Origin of the sequence: Chromobacterium sp. S0633 (assembly GCF_024158805.1) — a bacterium.
In the GTDB taxonomy this organism is placed as follows: domain Bacteria; phylum Pseudomonadota; class Gammaproteobacteria; order Burkholderiales; family Chromobacteriaceae; genus Chromobacterium.
In genome coordinates this window covers 137,780-163,409 of record NZ_JAMZGH010000005.1, presented here as the reverse complement: position 1 = coordinate 163,409, position 25,630 = coordinate 137,780, and the positions used below count along the sequence as shown (strand labels likewise).

Below are 25,630 nucleotides of genomic sequence, written 5' to 3'. Positions count from 1 at the left end.
ATTGTCAGCCCTCTAGGCTGAAGGAAGAGAGATCAAATCCGAAACGCCTCCTTACAACGCACAGGGGCTTGGATGACACATCAAAGATCCCCTCGAAGTAAGTTCGATCTTCGACAGCGAATGTGTCGAATGGCAGTCTCGCGCTGGCATCGCGCCCTAAGGGCTCGCTCACACCGTCTCGAAAGTGTTCTCGCGCCACCTCGAAGCTCAATGTCTTGTCGAAAACCGGTCCAATGGTGACGTGTACGCGGTCGCCATGCCGCACCCATGACACCTGTTCTCCTTGGATAACCATGCTGTAAACCCAAGTGGCGGAACGGGAGAGCTGTAGCCCATCGTGCGCGTGGGGTTGATGGCGGTAGAGCGCGAGGCCCACCCAGCCGGCGAAGGGCTTTGCCAGTTCGAGATCACAGTACCAGAGCTTGAGCACGTCATCCCAGTGCAGGGCGAGACTTGCAAGGGCCAGACGCGCGTCATCGGAGGCGAGCGCATCTGTGTCCCGGATGACGTCGTCGAAATAAAGTACTGGATCAGAACCTTCCGGGCTGTCGGGCGGATAAAGCGCGTCTTCCAGAGCGAAAGGATCGTTCGACAATGCTCCGCGAAAGTCCATAGCGCGTGGTAGAGCGCGGCTTGCGTCTAGCTCTAAACGTTGGATTGGATCCTCGCCCCATTGTGTGAAAAGCTTATTTAGATTCGCGCGAGGGCCGGTTGGCACCGCACCTGTGTGACAGCCAATTGCTAGGCGCTCTCCTAAGCCTGAAAGGAACCAGGGCCGCCGAACATAGATTCGGAACCCATACAACCTTCGCGCTTCGTTTCGATTTCCATCCCTTGTTTTGAATTCGCGAACGATGGGAAGGATGTGACTGATTTGCGGCGCAGGAAGCGGCATGGACGCCGGCACATCACAAACCACGGCTTCGGAGCGCGCCTCAACCGCCGTGGCTGATTTGTCGGGAAAATGCGCCTCATAGCGGCCACGTCCGGTTGCAATGCAACTGATGCGGCGCCTGCGGGTATCCGGCAGCGGTAGCGCGCACTCGGCCGTATCTGGATTCACACCAGGGAGCGGCGTAACCCCTCCAAGGAATAACTTGTTCTCAGCGCAGTGCTTTCCGATGTTCTGGACGGAATGGGATATGACCGACGCACCTTTGCCTCCGAGGAGGGACGCCATGGCCGCGGTTGGCGCCGGTGGTACATAGTCGCTGAATGTCAGGCTCCTCGGGCGAGAGACGCAACGGCCCGCTTGTAGAAGAAAGCGTGGATGGAAGGGTGAGTCGTCGATTTCTTCCCAGGAGCCCTCGATTTGGAGGGAGCCTGTGGATGCTGCATCGACATCTATTCGCCCAATCAACTGAGCCGGCGCCGAGAGTCGCTCGCGCTTCAATAATGGAACAAAGGCGGACCGAGGACCAACGGCGCCGACTTCCGTGACAATCACCGGTCGCATTGCTGGTTCCGGAGCGCAGTGGATGACTCGGATTCTATGCTCGACTACTGGCCAGTCAGAGGTGAGTCCCTCAGACGCTGCATCCAGGGCGCGCGTCAATCTTTCGGAGGACAGCATGGGCGTGAACACTACGTCGATCTCGGCAAAGAGCGGCACCAATACCTCGACTCTGGAGCCATCTCGATCGACATGAAGCTTGGGCTTGGCGTCACAGGTCGTTTTGAACGCCACTTCGATCGGACGGAAGCGGCGCCAGTCCCCATTTGCGCCGAAGCGTGCCGAGGCTGGTCCGAGGTGCAGGGGCTGCACGACTTCGCAGTAAGCACCCTCCCGGTATATGAAGCTTCGCCCGGTCGATTCTGGGGCGCCGTTTCGCATCCAAAGTTCGACACCAATTTCACTGACTTCTGGGTCGCAATAATATGGGGCTTCGATCCCTTCTTTTGCCAAATAGTTGGGGAGATCACTAACGAATGCCCGGTCGGCATCACGTTCTGGCTCATCCGCCCCGTTTAGAAACTGCCCATTGTAACGAGCGATGTCCGGATCCACAGGTGCTGGCGCAATAAGTATCTTTAACTTTGGGGCATCCTCAGAGAGGAACACGAACATCTGTTTGGTATCGCGGTCGGGACCACCGTGCACAGATCCGACAATTTCTCCTGCGCGGAAGGATCGCCCGCGTTCGAATCGTGTAGTCCCCACGTAAGTGGATTGCCCCATTGGCAGTCCGGGATCGTCATGTCGCAGACTCACGCCACCTTGAAAGACGTTTCGCAAGCGATATGCATAGTTTTGCCCGAAACGGAGCGGCGTCGCGTCGATGCCTTGTTCTGCGGTTGCAGTGAAAGGAGCGCCGGGCGTGGCTGCAGGTTGTTGGTAAGTGCCTAGGAACCGAGAGTATTCCACCGCCTGGGCGGTGGACATCCCCGTGTAACGCAGAATCTCGGTACTGACAGCAGTGTCCATCTGGTTGGCGGGTTCGCGGGGTGTAAAGTCCTCGGATTCGCCGCGAAGCACTTTACCGGAAGAAAACGTTACACACCGTATCTGCCTGTGGGTGCTTCGGAGAGGATCGCCTTCGGCGGCAAGGTCAAGTTTGTAGCCCGTCCAGAGATCTTCCAGAAATAGGCAGGGCAGATCCGCCTCGCGTGTGGTGGACTTTAGCGGGTCGGGAACCACCAAATCCTCCGCGGGTGCGGAGAAAGTGAGGCCGACGGCCTCCATCTCATTCACTCCAAACTGTTCGGAAGAAAGTTCCACAGGCGGGCGATCATCACGTTGCCCAGCTGCGGGGGGGGCTGCCGGCGCTCCGCTGTTAGAGAGGGAGTTCCCGGCCTGCAGAATAGTGGCTTGCACTATGGCCGTTTCAGCGTTTACCGAAATACAGGTGTAACGAGGATGGCCTGCCGTGTCGGTCACCATCGCGAGCCCGCCGTTGGTGGTGGCCCTCCCAAGGTCGGCGTGGGACAGAGGGTGAGTTGCCTCATTGCGGCGTAGCGCTGTCTTGCGAAAAACGACGGTCCCATCAGCCGGAAATGCAGCTGGATCCAGGACCAGCACGTAGTCTCCTTTCAGCGGGGCAGCGCTGTCCGCCGTCCACGACGTCACCAAGCCGCAGGCGCGCGCGACGAGCTCCTCCGTCAGGGCCGCGTGGATCGCAACGTTGGGATCGTCCGCTGACGCGCCCCCATTGGGTCCGCCCTGTATTCTGAACTTGCTGCCGCTAGGGCGCGGAGCAGTCGTGGCTGGGTCAAGCCGCCTTGCAACAGCTCCAATGTCCCGATGAAGCTTCGATATATCGGACGGCGTGGCCTGTAATTCGATATTCGCGATCTCAACCCTGTTGCGAAGCAGGTGAAGGAGCGCCGACTGGACTCCGGCGTGCAGCCAACGACGGCGTGCATAAGCTACTGACTGGTCCGAAAGATCGCGGGGAGTGGTAAAGGAACTTAAAGTTGCCGCATGGGCAACGTGGGTTGCCAGAGTTTTCCTAAGCTGAACGATCTGCTTGTGCGTCGCCCCTAGGTCCACGAAATCTAAGGCACTACGCTTGTCATGCGTGTCGTCATGTCGGACTGCCTCGACATGCATGGGGGACGATCTGAAAAGGTAGGTGCGCAGGTTATCGAGAAGAGTGCCGAACTCTGTGTCACCGGCATAGTGTAGTGTGACCGACGTTACACCCGCTCCTCCAGCAACGAATCGTTGCGGAGCGGCGCGCCAGTCGTCGTAATGCATCACAAGCGCACGCAAAGTCTGCGGAGCTCTTCCAGCAAACAACGGGTGGGCGGCCAGAACACTAGCGATCTCCGACGGGGACACTACCCCGGAGGAAAACTCAGGAATCGCCAGAATTTCCACGCGAAAACGTGCAGGTGAATTGGCAGCAGAAGCAGAATCTAGCGGTATCGGAATCAGGGAATAGGATGCAGTCATTGCAGACCTCCAGATCTATAGCCGGCAAGTAAGGTTTCGAATGCCCTCCGCCGCTCAATCGAGAAGCCCTCTCCGAACGGTGCGATCGCTGAAATAGGTGCCACCAAGGGTGATTTGGATTCCTCCGTAGCGACAAGTCTCATATGTGTCGCTGCACCACCTGACATTGTGGGATGTGCGGCTTGGCCGCCGTGCTGCCTTTCTTCATGCTTTGCAGTGAACGTATATGACACGCGCACAAAGCCGATCTTGATTGAGACGCTAACGCCTGCCTCCCCTCGAATCAGTCGGCCATTGGCGTCAATGACATAGCTTAAGCTGATATAGATTAGCCCGTAGAACTGGATGATCCCGGCGACGGTGAGGTTGGCGCTGGCTTTCACGAAGCCAGCCAGTACGACTTGACCGCTGTCATGAGCGTCGTCCTGCTGGAGAAGGTAGAACAATCCGGCAGTAAGTGAAGCCTGCCCTGTCGCGAGGCCCCCGCTCCAAGTAATTGGGATCAGAGCCCCATACTCCATACTGAATTCGACCAATCGGCAGCCGCGCGTTGTGACTTCCAGCAGCAGGTAGGCTTTCCCACCGTACCAGGGAGGAACAAAGATAGTCAGCGGCTTTTCGCGAGAGGCAATGGCGAACGACGCGGACAGCACGTCACGGCCCATCAGTGGAACGGTTACGGCCCAGCTCAGGGTAAGATTTGTAACCTGGGCCGGGCCAATGAAAAGAGGCTCTCCATTTGTCGGGAAGGCTAAGGTCTGCAATATCTTTGCGCGCTGCGGACTAATATCGACGCGGATCTGGGATCCGCCACCCAGTCCGCCGAACAGGCTTTGGACCTGGTTGATGAAGTCCAAAGGAGGTAGGAGATCAACCGAGGCAAGCTTCGGGGAAAATGTCTTCGAACCGTCTGCGGCGATGTTAAAGGAGACAGAGGAGAAATTGAGCCGGATTGCGCTGAATACTTCGACGGAAAAGTCTCGAAGGGAGGTAGAGGCGGTGACCGTTGGCTTACCAGGTGCGAACGACAAATTAGGCGGGTCGCCCTCAATCATGACAACGCCGAGATCGACCCTTGTGACTGCGTCAATTTCTATGCTTGTGTCACCTGTAGGCACGAACTTGGCAGGGCCTATGTCCTTCTCGAAGAAGACATTGTTCGACCACGATAAGGTCGCTTCCACTCCCATCGACAATGGCGTAGCTGCGGAGTCGGGTCGGGCCTCTGCAACGATCGCTGGCAGTAATTGAGACAGTATGGCAGCAGCGTCCGCCTGGGTCTGCAGTTTGGTCAGCCATTCTATGCCAGTGAGCTTGACGTTCCAGGCAAGCGGCTCCGCAGCCAGTTTATTGGTGCCCATGTTCCCAGAAAGGGGAGCAACGCTTTCAGGTGAACCGGCAAGTGGTACGTCCGAAAAAAGGTCGGAGAACCGCATCCCGGGGATAAGCTGAGCGTCGATCCCGAACAAGTCTCCAAGCTTTAATTCGGGTGCGAAGGTGCTACCAAGTCGCGGCTCCGGCGAAAGAGCAGGTGCCTGCGCGGCGGCAGCGGGGAACCCCATCATGCTGCGCGCTGCCGCAACGGCGGCCGCACGATCAGCAGGCGTGACAGTATGATCAAAGGGAGCTTGATCCAGCGGTGCCCGCTGAGTTTGCGCGTAGGCTGCGAAGTCAAGTCGATGGGCGGCCGCGAGCTTCGATTTCATGGCCGCAAAGCCCGGCCATCGCCGCTCATTGAAGGTTGCGTCACCGACCAGCCCCAGACGACGATTAAGGGCGCTCAAATGCGTATCGGGCACAGTAAGACCACCGACCCCCTCTGCCGATGCGGTGGCTCCAAATCGAACTTCGTTGTTGATCCCAGCGAATAGACTGGTCGGCGGTGCGTGTCCGGTATCCGAAACCCGGAAATACAGGTCTCGGATATCCATTGCCACCTGGGCAGCAGCTCGCGAAGCTGGCGTTCCGACTTCGGGCGCCAGCGGTCGCGTTTCAAGGACGTATATGTATGGTAAGTCCGGATCTGATGACCCGGACGTCACGTTCGTGAAGTAGATGTTCGCCGGTGTTGTCGGTTCTGGATCTAGGAATGGGGCGCTAGTAAATCGAATGTCTCTATAGGTCGCCAGAATCGCAGACGGCTCGTCAGAAAGATATTCGGTCGCATGCAACCGTAAGCGCATCGTTCGCGCCCGCGGTCGGAACGGGGCGGCCATAGCGGTACACGGCGCTAGATCAGGAATGTTTCCGCGTGTCCACTCGATCCACTCGACCTTCTGCGCGGTATCACCCTTACTTTGCCCGCCCGCCAGTGAAACTGTCACGCCACCATACTGGGCGAAGCGGCCAGCTTGGAGCGCCCAAAGCTTGTCCACAACTCGAAACCCGTCGCCTCCTCGCGGTATTGTATGAGGTGACGCCGGTGGCGCACCGGCGGTGTCCGGAGCCCAAGGGTATCCCGGCTCCCAGATCAGCCCATTTGGCGCGAGGGAAGCATTGCTCACGAAAACGAGCGGCATCGACGCGCGTAGGGTGTCTCCTCCCCAATCGGTCCCTACGTGTTCGAAGGCAAAAGGAATCCCGTTTACGGTAGGAAGGAAGTAATCAAACCTCCCGTAATCGCTTGGGTCGCCGCTTGGAGGCAAATCGAGCGGCAGCGTTTGCGGGGTCAGTACCGACAAGTAGACGAAAGGGCTCTCCGTATGTCCCACAGTCACACTGTTGGGCTGGGGTATCCGCAGAAACACCTGTTTGATCAGGGGTGCAACGAAGTGGCCTTTGCTGTCCTTGGCGAAGACACGATCTGAGAGCGTAACGAGCTCGCATGGCGTGCCGAAGGGATATAGGAACCCACGCCGAACAATCTCCACATGATTGTAGCGGCCGCCAGTGGTTGATACGGTTAGGCCTGATAGCGCCGACCCAGGAAAGGGCGCCCACTGACCATGCAAGTCGAGGTAGCCGCCACGGCCGGAGATCCTATATTGGTCCACTTGGAGTGCGCGCCCTGCAGCGTAACTCGCATTGAAAGTAGTGCTTTCGTCGACGAGCCGGATCTTGGCGGTATAGCCTAATGAGCAGATTTTTCCCGTGTATGTGAATCGCCGCGAGAGGTTCGCTGCGAACTCTGCCCTCTCCCAGTTCTCGATGGGGGGGGACTTCGCAGGTAGACTGTCGCCCAGGTTCGTCTTGTAGGTCACCACGAGGTCACCGGTTGCGATGGCTCCCGTCGTCGTCGTACGGGTAAAGCCCCGAATGCTAAATATCTCCATGGGGAGAGAGGGTGTCTGCCCAGGCGGGCTCGATGGTCGCAGCGCTGACGACCACAGTTCTGTCCAGCCGCGCTCGCTCTTTGCCTTGGAACTTCCCGTGAAAATGAGCCTTTGGGACATGTTTTCTGGCGCAAACTCAATCCCCCAGAGCATTTCCACCCGGCTCAATGGCTTTTGCTCATTGAGGGGAACCTCGAGATCGTAAGGTGTTCCGGAGGTATTGAGATCCGGAAATAGAGCCTCAAACTGTTCCCAGGCTAGCAGCGATTCCACACGCAGTGGCATGGGTCTTGGGGGGACGCGGAAAACCAGTCGGCCAGGGACGGAGGGCGAAAGCGTGATGGCGCGCAAGTACTGTTCGTCGAGTACCTCGGGAATTACGGGCAGCGCAATGGCCGGCTCGGAGAACTGCTGAGGCGGTATCTCGAAGACCAGAAGGTGATCGACAGCGTCCAGAGCCGGGTCCAATATCCGGCTGCCTGGCTTCATTCGGAAGCCGACCGCCTTAACTCGCAGAAACAGTTCATCCTCTTCGCGTACTACGAAGAACTCGAGTATGGAGCCAGACTCTTCACCGCTTGACAGTCGACCAGCGCCAAGTTCAGCACAGCCGCTGACCGCGCATCCGCCAAGGACGACGCTATATCGAATGAAGTCGCGCCGTGAGATCCAAAAGCGCTTTTTCGAGTACCCCTCTTCCATTGAAGGCTCCTTACAGACTTTCCGATGTCGTGTGCAGTAGGCAGTACGGCTGCGATCTAAGCGAAACCCTCCTGAGAGGCATGACGGTGCTTTCGTGAATCGTCATCTTACGGGGGGGGGCAATCCGGATTATGCCATATGAGTATCTGACTATGCGCGCGCTACTCTTCACGTGCGTGCGCCTAGAACACGGATCATTTCCGTCCTCCTTGAACGCCTGCCAGTCGGCACTGATGGTTCGACTCGGCTGGTTCTCGATCCCATGCCTGCAGGGTATCCGGCGAAACAGAACTTGCCATCGTTCTAGCTCAGGGCGATTTGAAGGACAAGGTGTCAGAAGAAATACTTCAAGAATATTTTTGTTAAATTTGTCAGAAGGCTGCTGAAGCGCCTCCGCGAGAAGGTCGAGAGATATGCATCGAATGTTCAATATGGTGACGTAAATGGTACGGCCGTTGCCTTGAGTTTGACAGGAGGGCGCACCAAGCGCTTTTCTGGATTACTCTTGAGCTAAGCACTTGTACCATCGTTAGCCAGCTTCCCGCGCAACCCCATCCAGTGCATCAAGATGCGGGATGCTTTGGGCATGAGAATACTTTTTGGCGCGGCGGCTAATGCCATCCAGTGTGGATGGTCGCATGGTGCTCACTACCCCTGCAGCTGCGTCACCCATCTACCGCCGCACCCAGGGTTAAAGATAACTATGGAAAGTGAATTACGTGGACAGGCAATACCAGAACTACACGCGCGCTCGGCAGATACTCTCATCTGGAGTAACGGAGCCGGTTACCGGTCTTTGCCTTTAAAGAAGGCGTAGGATGTCTTGCACGAAGTTTCGCACCAGTATGATCGACTAGCGCTTTCGGCCGAGGAAGTTTGAAGTGACCAAAGGTGGAGACAATTGATCGGCCTATGGGGGGCTAGCCCAGATATCCTTTGGCTTGAGCGGCGGCTTCTGGCCGACAAGCTTGCCCTTGTTCCAAGCTTCGTGCGTATGGATAGTTTCCATCACAGACTCCTTGGTTGTTGATCGGAGTCTGATTGTTCAATGGGGACGACAGCTTAGGTTTACCGATACATAGTGAAATTGAAGATGTGCGACGTTACAAACTCGTCACCATTCCACCCCACGATAGCCAAATCTTCTGGAGCGCGAAGGCCAAACTCACCCTACGCCGTCTTGTCCGAAGGCAAGCACGGCGTCGAGATGCCGCATCACCTGCTCGAAATCGGAGCCGAGCACTGGTGGGCGATCCCCTACCTTCTCGGCAAAGGCCCGGTGAAGAAGCACTCGCGAGCGAGCGTTAGGGGTCCGGTAGGCAAAGGCTACCTTCTCCGGAGAATCCAGACCGCGACGAATTGCATAAGCCAATATCTCAAGAACTGCCGGATTTGCAGTTACCTTTCCCTTGGCCGCCAGTGTCTGCCGAATGACCTCGGATGTAGCTGCGGCGACCATATAGAGCTGCCGGTTAGCGATCTGATTGATGAGGTCGCGTGTACGCTTGCAGACACCGATCTTGGCAGAGGGGACGCCAAGCGACGCCTCAATTCGATTGAAAGGCTCGCCCTTCAACCACGCGGCCAGTCCAGTTTTCAAGAGAGCCATCTCTGCAGCACTGCTTTCCCCGCCGGTCTTTTTCCCTCGCGTCACAGCCTTCACGGTTTCGACGGCAGGCCCAAAAAGCAAGGTGTAGCTGACGCGATCGGCAATCATGAAATCGACAAGCCATTCCATCCAACCACAGACGGTCGATGGCAGAACGTCAATGTCCTCCTCGGCCTTCGCTGCGATAGCTGCGAGCGGTTCAACGGCCAGGCCTGTGAAGGCGGCGATCTGCATGACGGGCGCCGAGGCCTCCTCCGTCGCGGTTACGAGCGCAATCTTCAACGCACTAAGCTTTTCGTCGAAATCCGCATTTTCCTTGGCCTGTCGCGCCTGATAGCCGGCAAAGGAACGACTGATCATCTCGACCGCACTGTCGACCGCTGTCGCTTCAGCCTCGCCCGCACGAAGTCGGCTCATGAAGTAGCGAACGTCAGCACCCGACAGCGCACCGGCTTGGATGCTGTCAAGCAGCGGGGTCAGCGGATCGTCGATATTGACGCATTGATCATTCTGCGGCAGCACCGCCTTGAGCATCTTGAAGGCTTCCTCCTCGGGCACCGAGTTTGCGTCGAATTGCACGACCGGTTCGGGAATCAGCAATACCGTCCCATTGGCGAGATGGCCGGCGCGCCCCGCTCGACCGGCCGCATTCAGTATCTCATGCCCTTCGAGCGGCTTACGGCCCTCAACGTCATGCCGCATCGTCCCGGCAAGAATAGCAACCTGCGCCGGGAGGTTCATGCCTTGTGCAAGAGTCGGCGTCGCAACGATGACATTCACACCTTCGACCTTCTTGAAAACAGATTCCGCGAGACGACGTTCAAGCGGGATCATGTCTCCGTTATGTGGAATCGCCGGGGCTACGGGATCGAACAGCGAGCAGCTTTCCGCACCTAGCTCCGCCACGGCATCCCCCCACAGGCTGTTCTCGTTTTCTGTGAGATCGGATGGTGGCGGTAACTGTCCAAGAAGGCGCTTTGCCGTTGAAGGTGCATGATCGGCCTGCTGTACGAACATGATCGTCTTAAGCCCCGCGACGGCAGCGTTCTTGGCCAAGGCCGCGCCCACATCATTGGCGTTGGGGCTGGCACCGCCAACCCCGTGTCCGAGCTCGATGGGAGCATCCGACAATCGAACAAGCCTGGTGTCGGTCGCGACAGTCTTAAGCCAGGCATGGTGAAGGCCGAACAGTGCGTAAGGGTCGGCATGGAGCCTTGGCGCTTTATAGGCCTTTTTAAGTTTTTTCTTCCGCCGGACTACGATATTTGCTGCATCGACCTGCCTTTTAGGATAGAGCACCACGCCACGCGCCTGCCGGCTCGGCTTCCACGAATCATGAAAACTGATGCACGGACGCTCGGTTATTGTGGAGAGCCAATCTGCTACTTCATCGGCATTTTTGAGCATGGCCGAGAGCATAAGGAGATCAGCGTTTGGCGCGCGCTTGATGGCGTGGAGTAGGCTCAACATCGCGTCAACGCTACGCGCCCCGCCGCCATCGGGACTCAACAGATGGCATTCATCAAAGACCAGCAAGCCGAGATCGCTCATATCCGTCTCGGCGAAACTCAGAAGCGCCAGGCACCGTTCTGGGGTCATGACCTCAATCGACTCGAGTTCCGGACCACGGATCAAAGCGGTAAGGTCGCCATCGGCCGACACCACACTGGCGATCAGGCTTTCGGGGAAACTCTCTGCAAGATCGTCGCGAAGCTGGTCGACTAGGGCGAGCGTCGGGACAAGGAAGATGACCTTCTTACCGGCAGACAAGGTCGACGCGATTTTGAGTTCGGACAGCGTGGTCTTCCCGGCCCCGGTCGGTAGCACGAGAATCGCCGACTTCCCGATATCGAGAAAGTCAGTCGCCACCGCCGCACGATGGTTTGGCCAGAGCACGGGCTTGCTCGACGCACGATGGCGAACCCATAGCTTCCACGCATTCTCTCCCGTGCCGGCAGGCGGCGGGATCTTAGTAACACCGGCGTGCTCAAGACCGTCTGATACGTGCATGAGCAGCCGCGCCAGATGGCGCGGTCCCGCATAGCTGGATATGATGTTGAGACCGCTGTTTTCCGGGAGATCAAGCGAGCGGGTCGCCAGTTCTACCACTCGGAGGAAGGTCTGCCTCGGCGTGCCGAACTCCTGATAGGCGGATGTAACACGGGGGCGATCTAGTAGGCTCGTGACCATCTGCACCAGCCCACTCCAACATAAACCATACAAGGCCTGTGTGGCGCGTTCGTCAAAAGGCGCATCTGCTTCCGGTCGTAATCCCGCCAAACGATCAGCCCGATCGAGGATGGCTTCAAAGCGCTCCAAGGCCAAGTCTTCGATGCTTTCGATCAGCGCACCACGATGGATATCGTCCAGCCGTGGTCCAGCGAGATCACGAACTGCCTCGCGCGCATCCGGGCTTTGTTCGGCGATCAAGAAAAGAAGCGGAGCAGACACACGCGGGTCGATCGCATGTGCCGTCAAAAGATCGCCACGCACCTGCAGAGCTGGGCGGATTCTCACCAGCAGCTGGTAAGCGGTCGCTGCGACGAAGGCTGCGGCACGCCGCTCGTGACCCTCGGCACCGCTGTCGACGAGTGCCTCATAAATAGTCGCGATTCGCTCGATCCGCTGGAGTTGTGCCAGGTAGCCTGGTTGGTCGGCGAGCACCGCCGCGCGCAGTCGCAGCCCAGCAAGCTCAGCGTAGATACCGGTCAATTCCTGGGGCAGCATCTCCGGGTCAACTCCGGCTAGGGCTGGCGCGCTGCGGATCAGTGTGGCTGTCTGAGCGTCAAACATCAAACTTCTCGATTTGTCCCCAGACGCGATCTGCGAAATCAGCAAACCAAGCCCGCACGTCGTCTAGCGGCAGCGTGTTACCACCACGCATATCCGACTCGACTGAAAGCGAATCATAGTCCTTGAAGAGCGCGATGCACTTAGCCTCCGGAAACACAGACGGAGAGACGGTCAGAGAAGCTTCAAATGCTAGCGGGCGAGTCTGGATCAGCGTGTCGTAGGCGGCCTTGAGTTGTATCCCAGTGAATCCGAAATTTTCGAGCAATGCCAACACTGCTTGGGCAAGTTGGTTATCACGTTCGCCCGAAATATACTCCCGGAACGACTTCAGAACCTGGCTTTGGAATTTCTGCCGGGCGTGAATCGTGCATTTATATTCATAGACCGTCGCCTTCGTCAGCGTCTTCGTTGCAGGATTGACCGTGACTTTGACGCCATCGGTACCTTGGTTGGTCGATTTAAGGTGGGAACTATCGATTTTCTCGTCGCCAGTCTTACCTTTGCGGGCAGCTATCCAGCAGATAATTTCAAACAAAAGGCCATCGCGATGTTCAATGCCTTTATCAGTCGTCGGATGCAGATCTTTGTCGAGCGTCTCCTTCAAATTCGCTGTGATTTTCGGCGCGCCCAGCTGCGTTCCCTCAAGGATCAAGCCCGCGTGGAAGGCCTGACCGACCAGTACAAGCGCCACCAGATGCGCGAGCTGGTCGGGGGCATTAACGATCCACTGCTCACCCTCACATTGTGGGAGCGCGGACATTGGGTTGAGGGTGATCGGCATGGTTATCTAGAATTTTCAAGCAGCATTCAATAGTCATCAATGATTTTGCATCGCCTTGATCGCGGAAACAAGCGTATTCCGATCTGAATAGGCCATCTTCAGTAGACGTCTCAGAATCCATAATTTCAGTCCGGGAGCATCCTCTCAGATTGAAAGTATGGGTGCGGACGCAATGAAACCGGAAGTTGGAAGATACTAAGCCCCCAATGTCTGGTATCTGATAGATAGAGGACCGCTTTAACCAAGCAACAGGCAGTCGATCTGCCCTACCTCCAGAACGATCGTGGCGACGGGTTCCCCCATACACAATGAGGCCCTGAAGGGCCTCATCGATTTCTATCCGCTGCGAGGCAATCATGCCGATAGCATTACAGACTTCATTACCTCGTGACAGACTTTATTCTTTCTGATCATCATCGGCCTGACAACCCCGCCTCACTCCACCGTCACGCTCTTGGCCAGGTTGCGTGGCTTGTCGACATCGGTGCCGCGCGCCAGCGCCACGTGGTAGGCCAGCATCTGCACCGGGATGGCGTGCACCACCGGGCTGAGCACGCCGACATGGCGCGGGGTGCGGATCACGTGCACGCCGTCGGATTCGCTGAAATGGCTGTCCAGGTCGGCGAACACGAACAGCTCGCCGCCGCGCGCGCGCACTTCCTGCATATTGGATTTCACCTTTTCCAGCAGCGCGTCGTTGGGGGCGATCACCACCACCGGCATGTCTTCGTCCACCAGCGCCAGCGGGCCGTGCTTGAGCTCGCCGGCCGGGTAGGCTTCGGCGTGGATGTAGGAGATTTCCTTCAGCTTGAGCGCGCCTTCCAGCGCGATGGGGAAATGCAGGCCGCGGCCCAGGAACAGCGCATTGTCCTTGGCGGCGAACTTGTCGGCCCAAGCCTTGATCTGCGGCTCCAGGTTCAGCGCATGCTGCACGCTGCCCGGCAGGTGGCGCAGTTCGTCCAGGTAGCGCGCCTCGTCGGCCGCGCTGACCTTGCCGCGCATCTTGCCCAGGGTCACCGCCAGCGCGAACAGGCCCACCAATTGGGTGGTGAAGGCCTTGGTGGAAGCCACGCCGATCTCGGCGCCGGCGCGGGTGAAGAACACCAGTTCGCTGGCGCGTGGAATCGCGGATTCGCGCACATTGCAGATAGACAGCGCGTAGCGGTGGCCCAGTTCCTTGGCGTATTTCAGCGCTTCCATGGTGTCCAGCGTCTCGCCGGATTGGGAGATGGTGGTCACCAGGTAATTGGGGTTGGCCCAGGCGCTGCGGTAGCGGTATTCGCTGGCGATTTCCACATCGCACTGCACGCCGGCGATGGTTTCGATCCAGTATTTGGCGGTCAGGCCGGCGTAGTAGCTGGTGCCGCAGGCCAGGATCTTGACGCCTTCCAGCTGCGGCAGCACTTCGCCGGCGCGCTCGCCGAACAGCTCGGGATTGAAGCCGTAGTCCTGCACCGCGTCTATGGTGTCGGACAGCGCCTTCGGCTGTTCGTGGATTTCCTTCTGCATGAAGTGGCTGTACGGGCCCAGTTCCAGCGAGGCCAGCGACACATCGGACACGTGCACCGGGCGTTGCGCCGGCTGGTCGTCCTTGTCCAGCAGTTCCACGCCGTCGCGGGTCAGCCGGCCGATGTCGCCCTCTTCCAGGAAGATCACGCGGCGGGTGGCGGACACGATGGCGGAAACGTCGGAGGCGATGAAGTTTTCGCCGTCGCCCAGGCCCACCAGCAGCGGGCAGCCCATGCGCGCGCACACCAGTTCGTCCGGGCGGTCCACCGCGATCACGCCGATGGCGTAAGCGCCGGTCAGCTCGCGGCTGGCGCGCTTGACCGCGTCGAACAGGCTGTCGCCGGCCTGGTAGTAGTGATGCACCAGGTGAGCGATGACTTCGGTGTCGGTCTGGGATTCGAAGGCGTAACCCAGGCCTTTCAGGCGTTCGCGTTGCTCTTCGTGGTTTTCGATGATGCCGTTGTGCACCACGGCGATCTTGCCGAAGGATACGTGCGGGTGGGCATTGGGTTCGGTGACGCCGCCGTGGGTGGCCCAGCGGGTGTGGCCGATGCCCACCTGCCCTTGCAGGCTTTCTTCCGCCGCGGCGTTTTCCATCTCCGCGACGCGGCCGACGCGGCGCACGCGACGGATGGCGTCGCCAGCCAAGACCGCCACGCCGGCGGAGTCATAGCCGCGGTATTCCAGCCGCTTCAGGCCGTCCACCAATACCGGAACCACATTACGCGCCGCGATGGCGCCGACAATGCCGCACATTACTTTCTCCTTGGACTATCAGTGGGCGAGGACGCGCAGATCAGCGCAATGCCCTTCGCCTGAATTTGGGTTCTGGCCTCCGCCGACAAGGCGTCGTCGGTCACCAGGGTATGGATGCGCTCCCACGGCAATTCCAGATTGGGGATGCGCCGGCCTATCTTTTCCGATTCCACCATCACGATGACTTCGCGCGCCACTTCGGCCATCACCCGCGACAAGCCCACCAGTTCGTTGAAGGTGGTGGTGCCGCGCTCCAGGTCGATACCGTCCGCGCCGATGAACAGCTGATCAAAATCATAGGAACGCAGCACCTGTTCCGCCACCTGGCCCTGAAAGGATTCGGAATGCGGGTCCCAGGTGCCGCCGGTCATCAGCAGCGTGGGTTCGTTCTCCAGCTCGCGCAGCGCGCCGGCCACGTTCAGGGAGTTGGTCATCACCACCAGGCCGCGCTTATTGCCCAGCAGCGGAATCATCGCGCTGGTGGTGGTGCCGCTGTCTATGATCACGCGGTTGTGGTCGCGCAGCCGCTCGGCGGCGGCGCGGGCGATGGCGATCTTTCGTTTTGAAACCTGCTCCGCGTCTTCCTCAACCACCATCTCCGACGGCAAGGACACCGCGCCGCCGTAGCGGCGCAGCAGCAGGCCGCCGGTTTCCAGCAGGGCCAGGTCTTTGCGTATGGTCACTTCGGAGGTGGAGAAGCGCTTGGTCAGCTCGTCCACGCTGACCTCGCCGCGTTCCTGCACCAGGGCGGCGATGGCGTGACGGCGTTGCTGAGTGTTTCGCTTGGTCATTTTATGTTTCGTTTCGAAAGTTTCGCGATCATAGCAGCGCCGCTTCGGCTTTGACAAGCGCCGGCCGCGGAAGCGTCGCGCCGCGGCAAGGGGCTGTCGCAAGAATGCCGCCATGAAAAACGGCGCCCATCCTCCAAATCAGGAGAATGGGCGCCGCATGGCGACGGAAGGGAATCAGTCGGTTTTTTTCTGCGGCCGCTTCCAGCCCGGCACCGTGACCTGACGCGCGCGCGCCACCGTCAGTTCGCCGGCCGGCGCGGTCCGGCTGATCACCGAACCGGCACCTATGGTGCTGTAGGATTCCAGCGTCACCGGCGCCACCATCAGGGTGCCGGAGCCGACGAAGACGTTGTCGCCGATCACGGTCTTGAACTTGTTGATGCCGTCGTAATTGCAGGTCACCGAGCCGGCGCCTACATTCACCTTGCCGCCGATCTCGGCATCGCCGATATAGCTCAGGTGGTTGACCTTGGAGCCTTCGCCGATCACGCTTTTCTTCACTTCGACGAAGTTGCCGATATGCACGTGGCCGGCCAGTTTCGCGCCGGGGCGCAGCCGGGCGTAAGGCCCGATCCGGCATCCCTCGCCCACCACCGCGTCTTCCAGATGCGAGAACGGCGCGATCTTGGTCCCGGCGGCCACTTTGACGTTTTTCAGCACGCAGTGCGCGCCGATGTCCACTTGTTCGCCCAGCTCCACCACGCCTTCGAACACGCAGCCCACGTCTATGCTCACGTCCATGCCGTGGCTGAGTTCGCCGCGGATATCGATGCGCGCCGGGTCCGCCAGCGTGACGCCGGCTTCCAGCAAGGCTTGCGCCTGGTTGCGCTGCAAGATGCGCTCCAGCTCGGCCAGCTGCACCTTGTTGTTGACGCCGGCCGCTTCCCAGCTGGCGTCCACGCTGGCGCTGTCCACGCTCACGCCGTCCGCCACCGCTAGGGCCAGCACGTCGGTCAGATAGTATTCGCCCTGGGCGTTGCCGTTGTTGAGCGCGGCGAGCCAGCCGGCCAGCCGCGCATTGGGCAGGGCCATCATGCCGGTGTTAATTTCGCGGATCGCCAGCTGCTCCGGCGTGCAGTCCTTGTGCTCGACGATGGCCTGGAGCTTGCCGTCCGCGCCGCGCACCATGCGGCCGTAGCCGCTGGCGTCGTCCAGCACGTCGGTCAGCACCGCCATGCCGGCGCCGGCGGCGTCGGACAAGCGATGCAGCGTGTCCGCCTTGGTCAGCGGCACATCGCCGTACAACACCATGGTCTTGCCGTCCCGCGGCAGATGCGGCAGGGCCATCTTCAGCGCGTGGCCGGTGCCCAGCTGCTCGGCCTGTTCCGCCCAGATCAGGTCCGCGTCCGGAATCGCCGCCCGCACTTGCTCGCCGCCGTGGCCGTACACCACGATCAGCCGCGCCGGCTTCAAGGCGCGCGCGGTGCGGATCACCCGCGCCAGCATCGGCTCGCCGCCTATGGGGTGCAATACCTTGGGTTTGGAGGAGTACATGCGCTTGCCCTTGCCGGCAGCGAGAATGACGATGCTGAGACTATCCATGGTTTTTTCACGACTCGAAAACGGAAAAAGGCTGCCACTTGCGTGGCAGCCTACTATACACGATTACATCTCTTATCAGTGGGCGCGCTTCTTGAGGAAATCCAGCGCCTTCAACTCCGCGATGGCCACTGCCAGAGCAGCGTGCGCCTTCGCGGTGGAGAGGTCGTCGGTGGCGCGCTTGAGAGAATCCTCCGCAGCGCGTTTTGCCTCATTGGCGCGGGCCTCGTCGAGATCCTCGCCGCGAATCGCCGTATCGGCCAGCACGGTGATCAGGCTGGGCTGCACTTCCATCATGCCGCCAGACACTGCCACCAGAACTTCTTCGCTGCTGCCCGGCACTTTCAGACGCAGCACGCCGGGCTTGATACGGGTCAGGAGCGGCACGTGTTGGGGATACACACCGATCTCGCCTTCGGTAGCCGGCGCAACCACGAACTCAGCTTCGCCGGAGAAGATCATTTGCTCGGTGCTGACCACTTCCACACGCATCTTGGACATCAGCCCTCTCCTTAGTTAAGGGTCTTGGCTTTCTCGGCAGCTTCTTCAATGGAGCCAACCATGTAGAACGCTTGTTCCGGCAGATGGTCGTACTCGCCAGCGAGAATGGCCTTGAAACCCTTGATGGTTTCGCGCAGCGGCACGTATTTGCCCGGCGAGCCGGTAAATACTTCAGCCACGTGGAACGGCTGGGACAGGAAGCGCTGGATCTTACGGGCGCGAGCCACGACCAGTTTGTCTTCCTCGGACAGTTCGTCCATGCCCAGAATCGCGATGATGTCGCGCAGTTCCTTGTAACGCTGCAGCGTGGACTGCACGCCACGGGCTACCGTGTAGTGCTCGTCGCCAACCACCAGCGGATCCAGCTGACGCGAGGTGGAGTCGAGCGGATCCACCGCCGGGTAGATACCCAGCGAAGCGATGTCGCGCGACAGAACCACGGTGGCGTCCAAGTGGGCGAAGGTGGTCGCCGGGGACGGGTCGGTCAAGTCATCCGCAGGCACGTATACGGCCTGGATGGAGGTGATCGAGCCATCGCGGGTCGAGGTAATGCGCTCTTGCAGACGGCCCATTTCTTCCGCCAGCGTCGGCTGATAGCCCACGGCGGAAGGCATACGGCCCAGCAGAGCGGATACTTCGGTACCGGCCAGGGTGTAGCGGTAGATGTTGTCCACGAAGAACAGCACGTCGCGGCCCTTGCCGCTTTCGTCCTTCTCGTCGCGGAAGTGCTCGGCCATGGTCAGACCGGTCAGCGCCACGCGCAGACGGTTGCCCGGCGGCTCGTTCATCTGGCCGTACACCATCGCCACTTTGTCCAGTACGTTGGAGTCCTTCATCTCGTGATAGAAGTCATTGCCTTCACGAGTGCGCTCACCAACGCCGGCAAACACGGACAAACCGGAGTGTGCCTTGGCGATGTTGTTGATCAGTTCCATCATGTTCACGGTCTTGCCCACGCCGGCGCCGCCGAACAGGCCCACTTTGCCGCCTTTGGCGAACGGGCACAGCAGGTCGATCACCTTGATGCCGGTTTCCAGCAGGTCGGTGGCGGGGGACAGTTCGTCGAACTTCGGAGCGGGCTGGTGGATGGCGCGGCGAACATCGGTCGCTACCGCGCCGGCTTCGTCCACCGGGTTGCCCAAGACATCCATGATGCGGCCCAGGGTGGCGCTGCCCACCGGCACCGAGATCGGTGCGCCGGTGTTGACTACGCTCATGCCACGCTTCAGGCCGTCAGAGCTGCCCATGGCGATGGTGCGCGCTACGCCGTCGCCCAGCTGCTGCTGGACTTCGAGCGTCAGGTCGGCATCAACCAGCTTCAGGGCATCATAAACCTTTGGCATGGCGTCGCGCGGAAACTCCACGTCGATCACCGCGCCAATGATTTGTACGATTTTACCTTGGCTCATTATCGGTTCCTAAACATTAAACTTTTTCAGTCTGCGACGGCTTACACCGCTGCGGCGCCTGCCACGATTTCAGACAATTCGGTAGTGATCGCCGCTTGACGCGCCTTGTTGTACACAAGTCGCAGTTGCTTGATCGTGTTACCGGCGTTGTCCGTGGCGGATTTCATCGCCACCATGCGGGCAGCTTGCTCGGAGGCCATGTTCTCGGCCATCGCCTCGAACACAACCGACTCGATATAGCGTTTGACCAGGAACTCCATCACGGCAAGGGCGCTCGGCTCGTACAGGTAATCCCACGAGTGCGAGTGCTCCACCACCATGTGTTCCGAGGTCAACGGCAGCAGCTGTTCAGTCGCCGGCTCCTGCTTCATCGTGTTGATGAAACGGGAGTAAACGATGTAGAGCGCGTCCAGTTCGCCTTCGGCGTACTGCTTGAACAGCACCGTAAGCGGGCCAATCAGTTTTTCCATCTTCGGCACATCGCCGAGCTGGGTTGCGCTGGCCACAACGTTGAGGCGCGCGCGCTGGCATGCCGCCAGGCCTTTTTGGCCCAGGCAGCAGACATCCACTTCGATGCCCTGATCCTGCAGATCCTTGACTTGGGCGAAGAAGCGCTTGAGCGTGTTCACGTTCAAGCCGCCGCACAGGCCCTTGTCGGAGGTCATCAGGATGATGCCGGCGCGTTTGACTACGTCGCGGCTTTGCAACAGCGGGTGCTCAAGATCCGTGTTCGCCTGAGCAAGGTGCGCCATGACTGTGCGCACCTTCTCGGCGTAAGGACGGGCAGCGCGCATACGCTCTTGCGTTTTGCGCATCTTGGAGGTCGCCACCATTTGCATTGCGCGAGTGATCTTCTGCGTGTTTTGCACGCTTCGGATCTTGGTGAGAATCTCTTTGCCGACTGCCATTCCTGAACCTTTCCTAGTAACTGTTTGCGTTAACCGAAAAGACTCAGTTGTAGCTGAAGCCAGCCTTGAACGATTCCATCGCCTTGGCCAGGATTTTCTCGTTGTCGCCGGACAGATCGCCGGAAGCGTTCACCGCGGCCAACACGTCGTGGTGGTTCGCGCGCACATAGGCGAGGAACGCCGCTTCGAAAGCCAGGGCCTTCTTCACCGGAACGTCTTCGTAGCTGCCCTTGTTCACAGCCCACAGGGTCAACGCCATTTCGGCGGTGGCCAGCGGCAGGAACTGCTTCTGCTTCATCAGCTCGGTCACCACTTCGCCGTGTTGCAGTTGCTTGCGGGTAGCCTCGTCCAGATCGGAAGCGAACTGCGAGAACGCAGCCAATTCACGGTACTGGGCCAGGGCCAGACGAATACCGCCGCCCAGCTTCTTGATCACCTTGGTCTGCGCGGCGCCGCCAACGCGGGATACCGAGATACCGGCGTTGATGGCCGGGCGGATGCCTGCGTTGAAGAGGTCGGTTTCCAGGAAGATCTGACCGTCGGTGATCGAGATCACGTTGGTCGGCACGAAGGCGGAAACGTCGCCGGCCTGGGTTTCGATGATAGGCAGCGCGGTCAGGGAACCGGTCTTGCCTTTCACTTCGCCGTTGGTCAGCTTGGCCACTTCGTCTTCATTGATGCGGGAAGCGCGTTCCAGCAGACGGGAGTGCAGATAGAACACGTCGCCAGGGTAGGCTTCGCGGCCCGGCGGACGGCGCAGCAGCAGCGAAATCTGACGGTAGGCGACGGCTTGCTTGGACAAGTCGTCGTACACGATCAGCGCGTCTTCGCCGATGTCGCGGAAGTATTCGCCCATCGCGCAGCCGGAGTACGGGGCGATGAACTGCAGCGCGGCGGCTTCGGAAGCGGTCGCGGCCACCACGATGGTGTGGCCCAGCGCGCCGTGTTCTTCCAGCTTGCGCACCACGTTGGCGATGGAGGAGGCCTTTTGGCCAATCGCCACGTAGATGCACACTACGCCGGTGCCTTTTTGGTTGATGATCGCATCCAGCGCCACCGCGGTCTTGCCGGTCTGGCGGTCGCCGATGATCAGCTCGCGCTGACCGCGGCCAACCGGAACCATCGAGTCGATGGCCTTCAGGCCGGTCTGCATCGGCTGGGATACCGATTGACGCGCAATCACGCCCGGCGCGATCTTTTCGATCGGGCTGGACAGCTTGGCGTTAACCGGGCCCTTGCCGTCGATCGGCTGACCCAGGGCGTTGACCACGCGGCCAACCAGTTCCGGACCTACCGGAACTTCCAGAATGCGACCGGTACAAGTAACTTCGTCGCCTTCCGAGATGTGCTCGTACTCGCCCAGAACCACGGCGCCGACAGAGTCGCGCTCCAGGTTCATCGCGAGGCCGAAGGTGTTGCCCGGGAATTCGAGCATTTCACCCTGCATCACGTCTGCCAGGCCATGGATACGAACGATGCCGTCGGTCACGGAAATCACGGTACCTTTGGTACGGGTTTCTGCGCCTTCGGCCAGGTTCTGAATCTTCGCCTTGATCAGATCGCTGATTTCAGAGGGGTTCAACTGCATGATCTCTCCTAATTCTTGAGGCTTACTGCCATGGCTTGCAGTTTGCCGCGCACGGAAGCGTCGATGACATCGTCGCCTACCAACACACGAACCCCGCCGATCAGGTCAGGGTTGTCACGCACATCAATCCGTACGGATTTGCCGTACTTCTTGGAAAGCGTGTCGGTCAGTTCGGCTTGCTGTGCATCGTTCATTGCAAACGCCGTTTCCACCACGGCATCCACAACGCCTTCCGCTTGCGCCTTGAACACTTCAAACTGTTCGGCGATTTGCGGCAGCAGCGTCAAACGGTTGTTCTCGATCAGCGCGGCCAGAAAACGTTTTACGTCTTCGTTGCCGCGCGCGCCCAGAACATCCAGCATCAGCGCCTCAAGCTCTTGTGCGGTATGTTTCGGATTGGTGATGACGGCTTCCAAATCCGGGTTCTTCACCATGGCAGCCAGCCACGACAGCGATTCCGACCATTGCTGGGTGGCGTGCTGCTCGGTGGCGAGGCTGTATACCGCTTCGGCATAGGGCCTAGCTACGGTAATGAGTTCTGCCATGAGTTAATTAAAACTCCGCTTTGATGGAGGCAAGCAGATCAGCGTGCTTGGCCGAGTCGATCTCTTTGCGCAGGATCTTCTCTGCGCCCGCAACCGCCAGGTCGGCCACTTGCGCGCGCAGGGTTTCCTTGGCGCGCAGGACTTCCTGATCGATCTCAGACTTGGCGTCGGCCACAATGCGCGCGCCTTCAACGCGTGCGGCATCCTTGGCTTCGTCCACGATCTGGCTGGCGCGCTTTTCAGCGGCCATCACGATTTCGGTCGCTTGCTGTTTGGCCTTGCGGAGTTCATCCGCAACGCGCTTTTCAGCGGCTTCCAGATCTTGCTTGCCACGCTCGCCGGCGGCCAGGCCGTCTGCGATGCGCTTGGCGCGCTCATCCATCATGTTGGTAAGCGGAGGCCAAACAAACTTCATGGTGAACCATACCAGGATGGCGAACGTGATCGCCTGGCCCAGTAGTGTTACGTTGAATTCCACGCTTGTTTTCCTCCAGTAGTATTACTGCAACAACCAATTCCGCTTAAAAATTAAGCGCCGGCTTTCAGAGCGGCCAGAGCGGCGGACAGGAACGGGTTATTGAAGGTGTACAGCATGGCGATACCAACACCGATCATGGAGATGGCGTCCAGCAGACCGGCCAGAATGAACAGTTTGGTTTGCAGAACCGGGATCATTTCCGGTTGACGGGCGGAGGACTCGAGGAATTTGCCACCCAGGATGGCAAAACCCAGAGCAGTACCGATGGCGCCCAGGCCAATGATCAGGGCAGCGGCCAGTACGGTCATGGACTGGATCTGAGAAACGAGTGCTTCCATTGTGTATCTCCTAAGACTTAATCAAGGATGGTTGGTAAAAAAGCTAAAAAAACAAAGGTAAAACAAAGAAACCGGTATTAGTGCGCTTCCACCGCCAGGCTCAGGTACACGATGGTCAGCATCATGAACACGAAGGCCTGCAGGGTGATGATCAGGATATGGAAGATCGCCCACGGCGCGCCCAGCAGCCATTGCAGGCCCCAAGGCAGCAGCGCGATCAGGATGAAGATCATTTCGCCGGCGTACATATTGCCGAACAAACGCAGGGACAGCGAAATCGGCTTGGCCAGCAGTTCCACCATCTGCAACAGGAAGTTGGCCGGAGCCAGCAGGATCTTGCCCACGGTGCCTTCCGCGTGGAAAGGCGCGGTGAACAGTTCTTTGGTGTAACCGCCCACGCCCTTGGCGCTGATGGAGAAGCCGATGATGCAGAACATCACGGACAAGGACATCGCGAAGGTGGCGTTGACGTCGGCGGACGGCACGACGCGGAAGTAAACATGATGCGGCTCGGCGCCGAAGAATGTGTAACCCACCCACTGGGCCAGCGTCGGCAGCAGGTCAACCGGCAGCAGGTCCATGAAGTTCATCAGGAAGATCCAGCAGAAAATGGTCAGCGCCAGCGGAGCGATCACCTTGCTCTGGCCGTGGAATACGTCGCGCACCTGCTTGTCCACCATCTCCACGATGCTTTCCACAAACAGCTGCAGCCGGCCCGGATTCTCCAGCTTGGCCTTGCGCGCCACGACGGCGAACACGCCGGCGAAGATGAAGGCGAGAACCAGCGAAATGGAGAAGGTATCAAGGTGCAGGCTCCAGAAGCCGGCGGAAGGATCCGAATTCCAGAAGGTGAGGTGGTGCTTGATGTAGTCAGTTGCGTTGCTTGCCATCGCTCATTTTCTCAATTTTTGATTAAAAGCCCGAACCAGTAGCCGGATACGGCGGCAAAAAATCCGCCAAAAAGACCGACTATCGATAAATCCTTGAAAAATACCAAAGTCGCACCAAATATCAGGATGGTGAGGACGTATTTGACGGCCTCTGCCCTGAAATGCGCTTTCATCAGTTCCGCGGGAGCGACATGGCGCTTGGCGTAGGCGATTCTGGCGTACACCAGAGCCGGCACCAAGGCCGACAATCCGCCAAGCAAGACAGAAACCGGAACGGCCAGGTTTCCTCCCCCTGCAACCATTCCGATCAGCAGCGCGACCCCCACCAGGGTGCACTGCAGGCGCAGTATACGCTTAACTTCTGGATTAACCATGTTTACCCAGCAAAAAAACCGCCGAATTATAGGCTTCACGCTTGATTTGCGTCAACTTGCCTGTCATTGACATGCTGCGTTGCAACAGTCTCATTTGCTTGAAGTTTTCTGCAGCTTTTCCAACAAGCCTTCCAGCTCGTCCAGCGTTGCATATTCTATGACCAGCCTGCCGTTGCCGCGGTTTGCGTGACGGATGCTGACGCGCGCGCCTATGCGTTCCGACACCTGTTCCGCCAGCCGGCTCACGTCCGGGTCTGTCTGTTTTTGCTGCGGTGCAACTGTGGTTTTTTCCACAGCTTTCTGCTGTACCCTGCGCTCCACCTCGCGCACGGACAGGCCTTTCTCGCCCACCTCCTGCGCCAGACCCAGCTGCTCAACCACCGGCAGCGCCAGCAAGGCGCGCGCATGGCCCATCTCCAGCCGCCCCTGATGCAGCATGGTCTGCACCGGCTCCGGCAGGGCCAGCAGACGCAATAGATTGCTGACCGCGCTGCGCGAACGGCCCACCGCGTCGGCGGCGGCCTCGTGGGTCAGGCCGAACTCGTCGATCAGGCGCTTGAGGCCCTGGGCCTCCTCGATGGGGTCCAGTTCCTGGCGCTGAATGTTTTCGATCAGCGCCATCGCCAGCGCCGCTTCGTCCGGCACGCTCTTGATCACCGCGGGCACTTCGGACAAGCCGGCCTTGCGCGAGGCGCGCCAGCGCCGCTCGCCGGCGATCAGTTCGTAATCGCCAAAGCCGATTTCGCGCACCACCAGCGGCTGAATCACGCCCTGGGAGCGAATGGACGCGGCCAATTCGTCCAGCGCGCCCTCGTCCATGAAGCTGCGCGGCTGGTATTTGCCGGGACGGATGCTGTCGATGGGAAGGGAAGTCAATCTGTCGTCCACTGTCTCGGCAGTGGACAGGAGCGCGTCCAGGCCGCGCCCCAATCCTTTTAATTTGGCCATATCG

The 25,630-nt window shown here is 59.3% G+C and carries 17 protein-coding genes; all 17 read right to left on the bottom strand.

What is annotated here, in order from left to right; all coding sequences use genetic code 11:
- Positions 1–4: 4 nt before the first annotated feature.
- The 17 genes from NK214_RS05595 to NK214_RS05515 all read right to left on the bottom strand — a co-directional run bounded on the left by NK214_RS05595 (position 5) and on the right by NK214_RS05515 (position 25,626).
- Positions 5–3,895, bottom strand: a complete 3,891-nt coding sequence (locus NK214_RS05595) for a hypothetical protein (protein ID WP_253313915.1) — start codon at positions 3,893–3,895, stop codon at positions 5–7.
- Positions 3,892–7,869 carry a hypothetical protein gene (locus tag NK214_RS05590; RefSeq protein ID WP_253313914.1) on the bottom strand — a complete coding sequence of 1,326 codons (3,978 nt, stop codon included), beginning with the start codon at positions 7,867–7,869 and terminating at the stop codon, positions 3,892–3,894. The genes NK214_RS05595 and NK214_RS05590 overlap by 4 nt, the downstream gene beginning before the upstream one ends.
- A 1,165-nt stretch (positions 7,870–9,034) precedes the next feature.
- Positions 9,035–12,271 (bottom strand): DEAD/DEAH box helicase, encoded by a 3,237-nt coding sequence (locus tag NK214_RS05585; protein ID WP_253313913.1) that lies wholly within the window; start codon positions 12,269–12,271, stop codon positions 9,035–9,037.
- A complete protein-coding gene (locus NK214_RS05580) occupies positions 12,264–13,052 on the bottom strand; it encodes a hypothetical protein (RefSeq protein ID WP_253313912.1) in 789 nt (262 codons plus the stop codon). Before NK214_RS05580 ends, NK214_RS05585 begins: the two co-directional genes overlap by 8 nt.
- A gap of 435 nt (positions 13,053–13,487) precedes the next feature.
- Positions 13,488–15,317, bottom strand: a complete 1,830-nt coding sequence (glmS, locus tag NK214_RS05575) for a glutamine--fructose-6-phosphate transaminase (isomerizing) (RefSeq protein ID WP_107800953.1) — start codon at positions 15,315–15,317, stop codon at positions 13,488–13,490.
- Complete coding sequence (locus NK214_RS05570) at positions 15,317–16,108, bottom strand: DeoR/GlpR family DNA-binding transcription regulator (protein ID WP_048413207.1); 792 nt, start codon at positions 16,106–16,108, stop codon at positions 15,317–15,319. Before NK214_RS05570 ends, glmS begins: the two co-directional genes overlap by 1 nt.
- 174 nt (positions 16,109–16,282) lie before the next feature.
- Complete coding sequence (glmU, locus tag NK214_RS05565) at positions 16,283–17,650, bottom strand: bifunctional UDP-N-acetylglucosamine diphosphorylase/glucosamine-1-phosphate N-acetyltransferase GlmU (protein ID WP_253313911.1); 1,368 nt, start codon at positions 17,648–17,650, stop codon at positions 16,283–16,285.
- 75 nt (positions 17,651–17,725) lie between these two features.
- Positions 17,726–18,148: a F0F1 ATP synthase subunit epsilon gene (locus tag NK214_RS05560; protein ID WP_019103740.1), complete on the bottom strand. Its 423-nt coding sequence runs from the start codon at positions 18,146–18,148 to the stop codon at positions 17,726–17,728.
- 11 nt (positions 18,149–18,159) lie between these two features.
- Positions 18,160–19,557, bottom strand: a complete 1,398-nt coding sequence (gene atpD / locus NK214_RS05555; protein ID WP_019103741.1) for a F0F1 ATP synthase subunit beta — start codon at positions 19,555–19,557, stop codon at positions 18,160–18,162.
- 41 nt (positions 19,558–19,598) lie between these two features.
- Positions 19,599–20,465: a F0F1 ATP synthase subunit gamma gene (gene atpG / locus NK214_RS05550; protein ID WP_048410022.1), complete on the bottom strand. Its 867-nt coding sequence runs from the start codon at positions 20,463–20,465 to the stop codon at positions 19,599–19,601.
- Between the two features lie 43 nt (positions 20,466–20,508).
- Positions 20,509–22,053, bottom strand: a complete 1,545-nt coding sequence (gene atpA / locus NK214_RS05545; protein ID WP_107800956.1) for a F0F1 ATP synthase subunit alpha — start codon at positions 22,051–22,053, stop codon at positions 20,509–20,511.
- An 8-nt stretch (positions 22,054–22,061) separates the two neighbouring features.
- Positions 22,062–22,598: a F0F1 ATP synthase subunit delta gene (locus NK214_RS05540; RefSeq protein ID WP_043589588.1), complete on the bottom strand. Its 537-nt coding sequence runs from the start codon at positions 22,596–22,598 to the stop codon at positions 22,062–22,064.
- 7 nt (positions 22,599–22,605) lie between these two features.
- Positions 22,606–23,076 (bottom strand): F0F1 ATP synthase subunit B, encoded by a 471-nt coding sequence (locus tag NK214_RS05535; protein ID WP_048410019.1) that lies wholly within the window; start codon positions 23,074–23,076, stop codon positions 22,606–22,608.
- A 50-nt stretch (positions 23,077–23,126) separates the two neighbouring features.
- Complete coding sequence (gene atpE, locus NK214_RS05530) at positions 23,127–23,414, bottom strand: F0F1 ATP synthase subunit C (protein ID WP_019101091.1); 288 nt, start codon at positions 23,412–23,414, stop codon at positions 23,127–23,129.
- Positions 23,415–23,491: 77 nt separating this feature from the next.
- Complete coding sequence (gene atpB, locus NK214_RS05525; protein ID WP_048413016.1) at positions 23,492–24,304, bottom strand: F0F1 ATP synthase subunit A; 813 nt, start codon at positions 24,302–24,304, stop codon at positions 23,492–23,494.
- Positions 24,305–24,315: 11 nt separating this feature from the next.
- Complete coding sequence (locus NK214_RS05520; RefSeq protein WP_048413015.1) at positions 24,316–24,678, bottom strand: ATP synthase subunit I; 363 nt, start codon at positions 24,676–24,678, stop codon at positions 24,316–24,318.
- A gap of 90 nt (positions 24,679–24,768) precedes the next feature.
- Positions 24,769–25,626 (bottom strand): ParB/RepB/Spo0J family partition protein, encoded by an 858-nt coding sequence (locus NK214_RS05515; RefSeq protein ID WP_227105520.1) that lies wholly within the window; start codon positions 25,624–25,626, stop codon positions 24,769–24,771.
- Positions 25,627–25,630 lie beyond the last annotated feature (4 nt).

What these genes read in the sequence shown, in the direction of transcription:
- NK214_RS05595 (WP_253313915.1), bottom strand. Translation starts at nt 3,895, where the DNA reads ATGACTGCATCCTATTCCCTGATTCCGATACCGCTAGATTCTGCTTCT.
- NK214_RS05590 (WP_253313914.1), bottom strand. Translation starts at nt 7,869, where the DNA reads ATGGAAGAGGGGTACTCGAAAAAGCGCTTTTGGATCTCACGGCGCGAC.
- NK214_RS05585 (WP_253313913.1), bottom strand. Translation starts at nt 12,271, where the DNA reads ATGTTTGACGCTCAGACAGCCACACTGATCCGCAGCGCGCCAGCCCTA.
- NK214_RS05580 (WP_253313912.1), bottom strand. Translation starts at nt 13,052, where the DNA reads ATGCCGATCACCCTCAACCCAATGTCCGCGCTCCCACAATGTGAGGGT.
- glmS (WP_107800953.1), bottom strand. Translation starts at nt 15,317, where the DNA reads ATGTGCGGCATTGTCGGCGCCATCGCGGCGCGTAATGTGGTTCCGGTA.
- NK214_RS05570 (WP_048413207.1), bottom strand. Translation starts at nt 16,108, where the DNA reads ATGACCAAGCGAAACACTCAGCAACGCCGTCACGCCATCGCCGCCCTG.
- glmU (WP_253313911.1), bottom strand. Translation starts at nt 17,650, where the DNA reads ATGGATAGTCTCAGCATCGTCATTCTCGCTGCCGGCAAGGGCAAGCGC.
- NK214_RS05560 (WP_019103740.1), bottom strand. Translation starts at nt 18,148, where the DNA reads ATGTCCAAGATGCGTGTGGAAGTGGTCAGCACCGAGCAAATGATCTTC.
- atpD (WP_019103741.1), bottom strand. Translation starts at nt 19,557, where the DNA reads ATGAGCCAAGGTAAAATCGTACAAATCATTGGCGCGGTGATCGACGTG.
- atpG (WP_048410022.1), bottom strand. Translation starts at nt 20,465, where the DNA reads ATGGCAGTCGGCAAAGAGATTCTCACCAAGATCCGAAGCGTGCAAAAC.
- atpA (WP_107800956.1), bottom strand. Translation starts at nt 22,053, where the DNA reads ATGCAGTTGAACCCCTCTGAAATCAGCGATCTGATCAAGGCGAAGATT.
- NK214_RS05540 (WP_043589588.1), bottom strand. Translation starts at nt 22,598, where the DNA reads ATGGCAGAACTCATTACCGTAGCTAGGCCCTATGCCGAAGCGGTATAC.
- atpE (WP_019101091.1), bottom strand. Translation starts at nt 23,414, where the DNA reads ATGGAAGCACTCGTTTCTCAGATCCAGTCCATGACCGTACTGGCCGCT.
- atpB (WP_048413016.1), bottom strand. Translation starts at nt 24,304, where the DNA reads ATGGCAAGCAACGCAACTGACTACATCAAGCACCACCTCACCTTCTGG.
- NK214_RS05520 (WP_048413015.1), bottom strand. Translation starts at nt 24,678, where the DNA reads ATGGTTAATCCAGAAGTTAAGCGTATACTGCGCCTGCAGTGCACCCTG.
- NK214_RS05515 (WP_227105520.1), bottom strand. Translation starts at nt 25,626, where the DNA reads ATGGCCAAATTAAAAGGATTGGGGCGCGGCCTGGACGCGCTCCTGTCC.